Here is a 10,564-nt window from a genome sequence, read left to right as displayed (position 1 = left end):
ACGCAGCGGTGTGAGACGGGCATTCTTGTGGATGTTCATTCGGACCCTCCGATGGATGCTGAAGCGTGGTAACTCCAGTCTCCTCGGTCCGGTCCGAATGGACAACCTCTCGAAAGCTCACACCTAGGATGGGTGCTGCCACGCGGCTCGGACTCAGCGTGCATTATCACGTAAATGTTGAGAGAATGAATGGCGCCGCGAAGGGCAATTCCAGCCGTCCAAAGCGACAGGCGTGTCGCGGCCTCGACATTGCAGTGGCGCTTACCTAACACGGCCTCACACTGCCCTCTAAACGGCCCCGAATTTGAACTGACGGCCCCTGGCCGGTTCATCGGGCAGGTCAAGGGCTAGGTGTAGTACACAGGGCTCATAACTTTCAGTTTCTAGTTGGTACGATGGGCCGTGGACGGTCGATGCAGACTTCAAGATGGCGAACGAAGCTCTCCATGCGTGCGTTGTCGAGGCAAGTGCCTTTGCCATGCTCGCGACTGGAGAGATTTCAAAATGAGCCTTGTAAGCGGAGAATGCCGCCGACGCTGTTCGGCTTGCTCGTGCCCTTGACGGCGGTAGGCTCGGCAGGGCCGAGGCCAGAGTTGCCGTAGTGGTCGTAATCGACCTCGGCTGTGACCGTGAAGCCGGGAACGACCATGTAGGCGACGTTTGCAGCCACACCAGCATCCTTGAGCTGATCACCCGAGACCTGAAGGTTGAACGAAGTTTTCTCGTCAAACTCGTAGGTGGCGCCCGCCCAGAAAGCCCACTGGCCGTTCCAGATTTTGTACGAGCCGCGCCCATGATTGGCAATTGCGCCGTTTGAGTCCTCGTTGAGACTGGCATTGGAACCGTAGCCGAAGAGTCCAAACAGCGACAGCTGGTTTGTGACAGCGACGTCGACGCGGATCTTGCCGGCAAAAGCTTCGTAATTGCTGTCATAAGCCGCGACGCCGATGATCGAGCCCCAGCCTTGCGTGTATTTCAAGCCGGCGACAACGTGCGGAATATAGCTGTCGATAGTACCGGCTGAGCCCGATCCTTGTTCGAGCGAAATCACAGTCGAAATGCCGTTGCCGGCGTCGAAGTGGTACTGAGCCACGTTGGTGTCGAAGCCGGCCGACGGAACGAGCATACTATCGAGAACGTTGCCAGCGTAGCTTGCAAACGTATCGAAGGCCGACCCCTCCTTGCCAACTCGCAGGCCTCCCAGCTCGACCCAGGCAGAAGCCAGTGCGAGGCCGCTGTTGAAATCATAGTTCTGAGGACTGTCATGCGAGTTAGCGCTGTTGCCAAAATTCACCTGGGTTTCGGTATAGGTCGTCAACGCGCCGAGCTCGGTCTGCTGGCCGGTCCAAGTTTTGAACGTGAAGCGTGTGCTGTTTCGCCAAGTGCCTTGGTCCTCGCCAGTTCTCACGTCCGAGGTTCTTGCGCTGTCATACGATCGGACGTCACCCAGGCCGATATCGTAACGGACATAGCCGCCGATGCGCAGGCAGGTCTCGGTGTTGGGAATATAGGAATATCCCGAGCCGAGGACGTCGCAGATCTTGATGTACTCGGCCGGTTCCCGCTCGGCGCCAGCTGCTCGACCGACGGAAATGGTCATCAGAGCAGTTAAGCCGAGAAGAGGACTCTTGATGTACATGTCTAGATCTCCATGAAGGAATAAAAAGGATAGAGGCGAAAGAGCAAGCTTTTCCTCTAAATTTTGTGCGTGTTGTCTCCAATATGTGGACGCCAAAGCGCTTGACACGAGAGGTGAGCCAGCGTAAAAGCCACATGTACTTATAATAGTGTTTTCTGCTAGGAGATTCATTATCGTTTACATGTGAAACACTCCGGTCGGACCGCTGCAGCTCTCCGAATAGAGCAGCAAGCGACATGCCAACCTGAAGCGTAGATGCGGCCGACACCAAAATCGGGCCGACGCGCCTTCGTCTCGCTGGAATCACTTTTTTTGAGGGTCACTGCGAAAAGAAATGTGCGACACGGTTCGCCATGTTCGATATGTGACAGTCTCGTTTAACAGCGACGGCTTCCCGTCTGACCGCAACGGAGGCCGCGCCATCCGCTACCGAGAAGGATCACTGCGCGTACGCTCCGCAAGGGCTGCGCCAGGAACAGAGGGCGTGCACGTCCGAGGCGTCGCATGGTGGCCGCAGCACCTTTTCGCCGCTGTAAGTTCGCCGTGCAGGTACATTGCGCGGCCGGAAGCGAGAGGGAGCGCACCCTGAAACGGCTGCCTACGGCTCGCCTCGAGTAATTGGCGATGAACAGTATTCTCGAGAACTTAGTCTCGACGGAAAGAGCAACGAAAGGAAGCCGCTTGGACGAGCACGATCCGAAGGAAGAACCGATCGAGACCATTTTCCGCAACGGCACAATCACTGCCGTGGGTATCCTGCTTGCCTTTTCCCTCGGCTTCCTCACTCATTGGGCCGCGAACCCCTTGCCATGGCAACTCTACGATCTGTTCGCCGTAGTGCCGATCCTGCTCGGCATCGCACTGCAGATGAGAGCGCTGTCCATGCTGCTCGACATGAGTTCCTTGCGGCGCCCCATCTACGAACGCGCCAATCGCATTTTCATGGTCGGCCTCATCCAGACCGCGTGTGGCGTCGGCATGGCCATCTTGGTCGATCTTTTCGGGATATCGGTAGGGGGCACGCTGCCCGGCGCTTGACGACAAGCCACACCGCTCTTCGCTCGAAGCGACGTCAAGCCGGGGAACCTTGTGCACCCCCTAGCGGCGTCCTCCTTTCATCAAATGAGCCGACGTCAGCTTTAGAGCGTCTCGGTGGCTAAAGCCGGTATGGTTTTTCGGCCGGCAGGGAAGGCCGCTGGCTGGACCTGGATGGCGTCTGAACGAGGCTTGACAGGTCCGTTGCGTCGGACATGAATTTCGCATTGCAAAGTTCTTCCGCAGACGCCTCAAGCACACTGCACTGGCGTCACGTACTCAGACGTTGAATGCGGCACCGCACCATCACCTCAGGCGCAACCATGGCACGCGCGCTCCCCGGCGTGGTTGACCCCATCCTGTCCAAACGAGACTGCGACATAAGCGGGACGCACTGACTTAGGTCAGAGACCAGGACGAGCGCGCAACGAAAGAATGATGGATGAGCGACGTGGGATGACAGCTCCTTGCACACCTCAATCCTGACAAAGTACCGGGACCCCCGGCCGCCTTGGTATACCATCTATCCGACTGTGCCAGACTTCTCTGCGGCAGTTGGTGCTGACGATTATGAGGAATGGCTGGGGGGCCTCCCGGCCGACGAATCGGTGTCGCTCTATTTCCACATTCCGTTTTGCCGATCCATGTGCTGGTATTGCGGCTTCCCTACCGCGGTCATCCGTCGCAACGGCCCGATCCTTAATTATTTAGCGGTGCTGCGTCAGGAGATCAGTTTGGTGTCGGAGCAAGTGCGGCAAGGGCTGCCGGTGAGCGATGTGCATTTCGGCGGCGGAACGCCTCACCTTATCGGGCCAGCCGAGCACTTGGCGCTGATGGAATTTCTACGCCGCCACTTCGCTTTCAGCAAAACTGCTGCGATCGCCGTGGAGATCGATCCCCGAACGTTCACACCGGAAATGGCCGAAGCCCTGGCAGCTAACGGTGTCAACCGCGCGAGCATCGGATGCAGAGCTTTGATCCCGATGTGCAAAGGCGATCAATCGGATCCAGAGTAAGGTGCAGACGGCCGCTGCAGTCCAAAATCTCCGCCGGCATGGCGTTGGCCATATCAACTTCGACCTCATCTTCGGTCTACCGAAACAGACTGTGCAGTCCTGCATCCAGACCGCGATGGCTGCGGTCGCCATGCGCCCCAACCGGCTTGCGGTGTTCGGATACGCGCATATTCCTTCCGTGATAAAGAATCAGCGCCTAATCGAGCAGGCAGGTCTACCGGACGGCGATCTTCGCGCCGAACAGGCTGCAACTGTCGCCGAGACACTGGTTGGCGCTGGCTACCGGGAGATCGGGCTCGATCATTTCGCTCCGCCGGACGACGAACTTGCGCTAGCGCCAGAAGACCGGGCGCCTACGGCGTAATTCGCTGGGATACTCGGCCGATACTTGCAAAACGTGATCGGCTTCGGCGCGTCGGCTATTGGCCGAGTCCGCGAGGGGTATGTTCAGAACGAAGTAACACGGGATTCTTACGCCCGGCACATCGCAAGTGGACGTCTGGCGACATCAAAGGGTCACCGTCTGACCGACGATGACCGGGTGCGCGCAGCGATCATCGAGCGACTGATGTGCGATTTGGAGGCCGACGTGCCGACCATCTGTGCCGCCCACGAAATCGAACCAGCTCGTTTTCTCGATTCAGTTGAGAGTTTGGTGACGCTGGCTGAGGAGGGGATCCTGGACGTCGAAAACGGCTTCATCCGCGTGCGGCCGGAGCACCGCTTTGTTGTTCGCGCCGTTGCTGCTGCATTCGATGCTTTTCTCGCGAATCGATGAGTTGAGGCCACGACGCCGAAAGGCATCAGACCTTGTTTGGCGCTCGTCGGCATGGGCTCTCGCAGAAGACTCCGCAAGCGTATGCAGGGGACTTCCACTTGACGCCGCGTTCACCATCATCTCGCCTGGGTGCGCGCGAAAGCGCACAACCCGGAGCACGCTGCTCTCGGTGTGAGGCTGTGCTCTGCAAAGCACCGGTGATCCACCCTGTCCCTGGACAGCAGCTTGATGGCGTCATCTTGGAGGACGAGAAAAGATTGTCGAGGTACGGGTACGAATTGCCTCGGTCGTCCGTTCAATCGAAAGCACTGTCTGCGGAGGCACCTCTCCTTCATGCAGTGACAGGAGATGCTGGGCGACTTCCTTATCTGCTGCGGTGAGTCGATGATTTAGGCGGAGAAAGTCCATCCAGGTGGGGGTGCGGAATGTCTCCGTCCAAAGTGACGGTGTTTGCAGATTTCGCTGGAGCGTCCAGTTTCGTGCACCGGCACGGCTCTGGACGTGTCGCCGCGTGCGCATGGAGCCCAGAAAGGCCTCGATATTTTCCTCCGATATCAAATACTCGACCTTGGCCACGATAGGGCCACTTCTGGGTTTCAGATCGAGAGCCACGTCCGGCGGATGAAAAACTGAACTTTCTTGATCGGTTTCTTCCCAGGGACGGACCGGCAACACGATCCCCGCTGCTGCAACCAGCAACAGAGCGCCTGCGGCGCCCTCCAATGCTGAGGTCAAGGAATAGTTTTGCGCGACAGAACCCCAGATCCAGCTGCCAGCAGCCATACCGCCTGCGCTCAAGGCGTAGTAAATGGAGAGCGTGCGGCCTACAACCCACCTTGGGCTTGCCAACTGCACCGACACGTCAATGCCCGTCCAGGTGATAAGCCAACCCGCTCCGCCGAGCGCCAGCGAAATGGCCGCCACAGGAAGCGACGATGTAAGGGCAAGGGAGAGGCAACAGACTGCACAAGCCACAGAGGCGAAGGCCACCAGCCTGTTTTGAGACGTGACCTTCCTCAAGAAGCCGTTGCCCATACCCGCGATGAAAGCACCCATGCCGAAGCCGGCCAATAAGATACCGTAGACAATTGGCCCACTCTTCAACTGATCCCGGACGACGAGGGGGAGCAACGCCAGAATGGAGATGCTTGCCAACCCGAAAAGAGCGGCTCGGGCGGTCGCTGCCCTGATCTCCAAAGACATCGCCGTAAAGCGCACTCCGTCATGAATTGCCGTCGTCATTCTCTCACGAGGGAGAGGCGAAGAGCGGACCTCCCATTTGGTGCGCCATATCGCGCTTATGGGCGCCAGATCACTCACCGCAGCCAAGGCGAAAGCGGCCAGCGGCCCAAAGACGGCCAGGATCACGCCCCCCAAGGCTGGACCAACGCTGCGCACAATGTTGTATCCGACGGACATAAGCGTCACTGCGGCCGGAATGTCGCGTTTGTGAAGGATATCGCCGACCGAAGCGTGCCAAGCCGGATCATTCAAGGCAAAGCCGCAGCCGGCCAGGAAACCTAACCCGAGAATCAGCCAAGGACTGACAAATCCCAGACCCACAGAAATCATCAGCGTCGTCGACGCCGATGCTATCAGGCAGTGTCCCGCAAACATCACCCACCGGCGGCTGAAGTTGTCGGCAATGGCTCCGGCGAAAACTGAGAGGAAGAACACCGGCAATGTGGATGCGGCCTGGACGAGTGCCACCATGAGGTCGGACGCTGAAATCGTTGCCATAAGCCAACTGATGGCGACCGTTTGCACTAGCCAACCGAGGCTGGAAATCTGGGTGGCCGCCCAAATTGAGCGAAACACCTTGTTTCGAAATGGGGCGAGCGTCTTTGAAACGGGCGGTTGGGGATTTTCGCTCTGCATGAGGTATTGCTGGCCTTCGATGAGCGCTGCGATTTGAGCAAGCGGGTCGATACTTAGACATCGCGGAGCACCGCACGGACCCCAGCTCTATGGAGCTTGCCGGCGACTATTTGCGTATTGAGCCATTCTCATAGTCTCATTCATGAGCAGTCCTGTGCGCAAGCATTGCTTTGCTAAATTCCCACCACAAGCGCGCCGCCGCTGAGACCCGCACCCGCTGCCGCCAAGAGGACTTTCTCGCCAGGCCGAAACGGCTGCGCCCGATGGGCCAGCGACAATGAGAGCGGGATCGTCGCGGCGGAAGAGTTGCCATATTCGGCGATCGTCTTGACGATCGAGTGATCAGCGATGCCGAGGTTCCTGCCGACCGCGTCGAAAATGCGCGCATTGGCCTGATGCGGCACGAAACGATCGAGGTCTTGCGGCCTCAGTCGGGCAGCAGTGAGCGCATCTCTCGAGCAGGCGGTCATCATCTCCACGGCCTTGCTGAATACTTCACGGCCGTCAGTGATCGTCATCCGTGTCTGCGCGAGGTCGAGGTCGGCATGGAACGGAGTGTTGCTTCCCCCGGCGGGAATCTGGATTAGCCCGTAGCGCGAGCCGTCGGAATCCACCGAAGCGCCGAGAATGCCTCGATCCGGGTCATCGCAAGGACTGATCACCATGGCGCCGGCGGCATCGGCAAACAGCACGGCGCTGGCGCGCTCGGCCAAATTGATGCGGTGGCTGAGGATGTTGGCGGCGATGACAAGGCTCGCTTTGCCGTGCAGGCGGGTGAACCCGTCGGCGAACATCAGCGCATAGATGAAGCCGGCGCAGGCGCCGGTCAGGTCGATCGCTCCGGCGCGGCCTAGCCCCAGCCGATGTGCGACCAGCGGCGCGCTTGGCGGCAGAAGGTGATCGGGCGTCGACGTGGCGAGCAAGAGTAGACCGACGTCGCCGCGGTCGATACCGGCATTGGTCAGCGCCATGTCGCCGGCAGAGGCGGCAAGGCCCGACAGCGTGTCTTCGTCTGTTGCCCAGAAGCGCGAGCGAATTCCGGTGCGCCGCTCGATCCAGCCGGGCTCAAGCCCGAGCCGGTCTTCGATTTCCGGGTTCTCGACCTTGCGCGTCGGCGCATGATGGCCGAAGCCGAGAACGCGCGACGATAGGTTCATGGCCGCGAGCCGAAGCGTTCGCCGGCCTCCTCTATCGCGTCATAGAGCCCGTCCAATTCGTCGCTGGTGATGCAATAGGGCGGCAGAAGATAGAGGACATTGCCGAGCGGGCGCACCAACAGGCCGCGCTCAAGGAAAAAAGCGCGCAGTTTTGGCCCGATCTCGGCCAGATAACCGGCTGAGCCGGTGCGTAGGTCGAGTGCCGCGATGGTGCCGGTTGTCCGGCAGTCGGTGAAATATGGATTGTCCCGGAAGCGTTGCAGCCCCGCGGCCTGCCTCGCGCTCAAGACCGCGATCCGCTCGGCCACCGGCTCGTCACGCCAGATCTCGACATTGGCAAGTGCTGCCGCGCAGGCGATCGGATTGGCGGTGTAGGAGCTCGAATGGAAAAACGTCTTCTTGCGATCCTCCGAAAAGTGAGCGTGGAAGATGGCATCGGTGGCGATCGTGGCGGCCAGCGGGATGGTACCACCGGTCAGACCTTTCGAGGTGCACAAGATGTCGGGCGAGACGGACGCCTGTTCGCAGGCAAACATGGTTCCGGTGCGCCCCCAGCCGGTCATCACTTCATCGGCGATCACGAGCGTGCCGGAGGCTTCGGCGATCCTCTTCAATTCGGCAAGAACCCAGGCCGGATACATCAGCATGCCGCCGGCGCCAAGCACCAGCGGCTCGACGATCAGCGCGGCTGCGCGCCGGTCGCGGCTAACGGCCTCGAACCGATCCAGCGTTTCCTGCTCGCGCCCGGCGGCCGGGAAGGGGATGGTGTCGACCTCGAACAGCAAAGGCTCATAGGCGGCGTTGAAGACGCCACGGGCGCCGACGCTCATCGTGCCGATGGTGTCGCCATGATAGCTGTGCTCCATGACGGCGATGCGCGAACGCGACGCGCCGATGTTACGGAAATAGCCGAGCGCCATCTTCAGCGCGACTTCGACTGAGGTCGAGCCACTGTCGGAATAGAACACCCGGTGGAGGCCGGCGGGTGCGATGCCTACAAGCGCCTCGGCCAGCCGTTCGGCCGGCTCGTGGGTGAAGCCCGCGAAGATGATCTGGTCGAGGCTCGAGGCGGTCGTCTCGATGGCCTTCATGATGCGGGGGTGGCGATGGCCATGGGTGACGACCCACCAGGAAGAAATCGCATCGAGGATGCGGAAGCCGTCGGCCTTGTGGAGATAGGCGCCTTCAGTCAGCACGATTTCAGGGAGCGAGGGCTCTAGCGCGTGCTGCGTGAACGGATGCCAGACTCGAGACTCCGCCATCAGTCGCCTCCGGCAATCATGGCCAGGTCGAAGCCGGAAATCATTGCATCTCTCAACGTTTCACCCGTCAGCGGACCGAGGTGCGGCAGCCTGCCCAGCTGCGGCACGCCGCCGAATTCCACGATTGTCCTTTGTGTATCGGCCACCTCTTCGCCAATGAAGGCAATGCCGATGAGCGGGATGGAGCGGGCTCTCAGGGCCTCGATCGACAACAGCGTATGATTGATGGTGCCAAGCGCGGTGCGGGCGCACAGTATGACCGGCAGCCGCCATTGTTCGAATATGTCAATGAACCTTGTCTGTCGATTGAGCGGCACCATCAGCCCGCCGGCGCCTTCGATGACGAGCGGTGTCGGCAGGACCGGAAATGAAAGATCGTCGGCCTCGATCGCGACGCCGTCGATTTCGGCTGATCGATGCGGCGACAGCGGCATCGTCAGTCGATAGACTTCGGGCAGCACGCGTCCGTCGGGCAAGCCGGAAAGCCGGGCGACGACCTCGCTGTCGGTCTCCTCGTTGAGGCCCGATTGCACCGGCTTCCAGTAGAAGCCGTCGAGCAGCCCGGCAAGTCCGGCCGAAAACACTGTCTTGCCAATTCCAGTGTCTGTTCCGGTGACGACGATGCGTTTGGTCATGCTGTGGCCAACACTCCGACGAGAGCCTCGACCATGGCGGAAATGTCGGCTTCGTCGACGTTGAGAGTCAGCGAAATGCGCAGGCGCGACGTACCCTCAGGCACTGTCGGCGGGCGAATGCCGCGTATGTCGAAGCCGCGTGCCTGCAGTCCTGCCGCCACCGCCATGGTGCGGCTGTTATCGCCGATCACAAGCGGCTGGATCTGCGAGCCGCTGGGCATCACGCCGCAGCGTTCGGCCAATTGCCGGCTCGCGAAAGCGACACGCTCGTGCAACTGAGCACGACGCATAGGCTCGTCAGACAGAATAGTCAGCGCCTCACGTGCCGCGACTGCCATCAGCGGCGATGGTGCGGTCGCATAGATGAATGGCCGGCACCGGTTGATAAGATAGTCGCACAGTGTTCGCGGTCCGGTAACGAGCGCGCCGGATGCGCCAAGCGCCTTGCCGCATGTGTGGAGCGTGACGATGTTGTCGCGGCCTTCATACGCGGCGGCCAGTCCCCGGCCGTCCGGTCCCCAGACGCCGGTGGCATGCGCTTCATCGACGACGATGAATGCCTGGTACCGATCAGCCAGCGCGACCAGGCTCTCCATCGGCGCACGGTCGCCATCCATGCTGTAAAGGCTTTCGAAGGCGATCCACACCCGCCCCATGCCGCCTTCGGCGCGCCAGCGGGTGATTGCGTCCTCGACAGCGTCGACGTCGTTGTGCGCGGCCAGCTTGAACTCAGCGCGCCCGGCCTGGGCACCCTCATGCATGCTGGCATGAGCGAGCTCGTCGAGGACCAGCAGGTCGCCTTTCTGCGGCAGGGCCGTCAGCAGAGCGAAGTTGGCGATATAGCCGCTGCCGAAGAACAGTGCACGCTCGGCTCCGAAAAATGCCGCTGCGTCCGCCTCCAGTTGCTCATGTTCCGGTGCATTGCCGCGCAACAGCCGCGATCCGGTGGCGCCCACTGGCGTGCCCCGCGCAATCGCCGTCGAAACCGCATCGCCCAGTCTTTTGGAGGCGGCAAGTCCGATATAGTCGTTCGACGAGAAGTCGAGCCCGGCGCGCGGTGCGAGCGTCCGCAACCGGTCCTTGCGCCCCAGTCCCCGCAAGGTTGCGTCATAGCGGGCAAGAATTGCCTCCTTCATTGCGTGGCGAGTTCCATAGGCTCAATGC

At 60.5% G+C, this 10,564-nt stretch carries 7 protein-coding genes and 1 pseudogene; 2 read left to right on the top strand and 6 right to left on the bottom strand.

The window, feature by feature from the left end:
• Nucleotides 1–499: 499 nt before the first annotated feature.
• Entirely contained in the window at nt 500–1,639 is a 1,140-nt protein-coding gene (locus EN884_RS12065; protein ID WP_063169258.1) for a porin, read from the bottom strand.
• A 681-nt stretch (nt 1,640–2,320) separates the two neighbouring features.
• On the opposite strand from EN884_RS12065, the gene EN884_RS12060 reads away from it, so the two are divergent.
• Both EN884_RS12060 and hemN read left to right on the top strand, forming a co-directional pair.
• Nucleotides 2,321–2,677 (top strand): hypothetical protein, encoded by a 357-nt coding sequence (locus tag EN884_RS12060; protein ID WP_024505577.1) that lies wholly within the window; start codon nt 2,321–2,323, stop codon nt 2,675–2,677.
• A 464-nt stretch (nt 2,678–3,141) separates the two neighbouring features.
• A pseudogene (gene hemN / locus EN884_RS12055) lies at nt 3,142–4,468 on the top strand (oxygen-independent coproporphyrinogen III oxidase).
• A gap of 234 nt (nt 4,469–4,702) precedes the next feature.
• Here hemN and EN884_RS12050 read toward each other — a convergent pair.
• The 5 genes from EN884_RS12050 to EN884_RS12030 all read right to left on the bottom strand — a co-directional run bounded on the left by EN884_RS12050 (nt 4,703) and on the right by EN884_RS12030 (nt 10,536).
• Nucleotides 4,703–6,346 carry an MFS transporter gene (locus EN884_RS12050; protein ID WP_063169257.1) on the bottom strand — a complete coding sequence of 548 codons (1,644 nt, stop codon included), beginning with the start codon at nt 6,344–6,346 and terminating at the stop codon, nt 4,703–4,705.
• 173 nt (nt 6,347–6,519) lie between these two features.
• Nucleotides 6,520–7,503 (bottom strand): beta-ketoacyl-ACP synthase III, encoded by a 984-nt coding sequence (locus EN884_RS12045; RefSeq protein WP_063169256.1) that lies wholly within the window; start codon nt 7,501–7,503, stop codon nt 6,520–6,522.
• Nucleotides 7,500–8,765 carry an adenosylmethionine--8-amino-7-oxononanoate transaminase gene (locus tag EN884_RS12040; protein WP_063169255.1) on the bottom strand — a complete coding sequence of 422 codons (1,266 nt, stop codon included), beginning with the start codon at nt 8,763–8,765 and terminating at the stop codon, nt 7,500–7,502. The genes EN884_RS12045 and EN884_RS12040 overlap by 4 nt, the downstream gene beginning before the upstream one ends.
• The gene (bioD, locus tag EN884_RS12035; protein WP_063169254.1) at nt 8,765–9,400 is read right to left on the bottom strand and encodes a dethiobiotin synthase; all 636 of its coding nucleotides are present in this window, start codon (nt 9,398–9,400) and stop codon (nt 8,765–8,767) included. The genes EN884_RS12040 and bioD overlap by 1 nt, the downstream gene beginning before the upstream one ends.
• Nucleotides 9,397–10,536 carry an 8-amino-7-oxononanoate synthase gene (locus EN884_RS12030; protein WP_024505572.1) on the bottom strand — a complete coding sequence of 380 codons (1,140 nt, stop codon included), beginning with the start codon at nt 10,534–10,536 and terminating at the stop codon, nt 9,397–9,399. The genes bioD and EN884_RS12030 overlap by 4 nt, the downstream gene beginning before the upstream one ends.
• Nucleotides 10,537–10,564 lie beyond the last annotated feature (28 nt).

Source organism: Mesorhizobium sp. M7A.F.Ca.AU.001.01.1.1, from assembly GCF_004022735.1.
Classification (GTDB): Bacteria; Pseudomonadota; Alphaproteobacteria; order Rhizobiales; family Rhizobiaceae; genus Mesorhizobium; species Mesorhizobium ciceri.
This window is presented reverse-complemented; position numbering and strand designations above follow the sequence as displayed.

Excerpts from the sequence above, each read along its gene's own strand:
- EN884_RS12030 (WP_024505572.1), bottom strand. The coding sequence starts at position 10,536 with ATGAAGGAGGCAATTCTTGCCCGCTATGACGCAACCTTGCGGGGACTG.
- bioD (WP_063169254.1), bottom strand. The coding sequence starts at position 9,400 with ATGACCAAACGCATCGTCGTCACCGGAACAGACACTGGAATTGGCAAG.
- EN884_RS12045 (WP_063169256.1), bottom strand. The coding sequence starts at position 7,503 with ATGAACCTATCGTCGCGCGTTCTCGGCTTCGGCCATCATGCGCCGACG.
- EN884_RS12050 (WP_063169257.1), bottom strand. The coding sequence starts at position 6,346 with ATGCAGAGCGAAAATCCCCAACCGCCCGTTTCAAAGACGCTCGCCCCA.
- EN884_RS12040 (WP_063169255.1), bottom strand. The coding sequence starts at position 8,765 with ATGGCGGAGTCTCGAGTCTGGCATCCGTTCACGCAGCACGCGCTAGAG.
- EN884_RS12065 (WP_063169258.1), bottom strand. The coding sequence starts at position 1,639 with ATGTACATCAAGAGTCCTCTTCTCGGCTTAACTGCTCTGATGACCATT.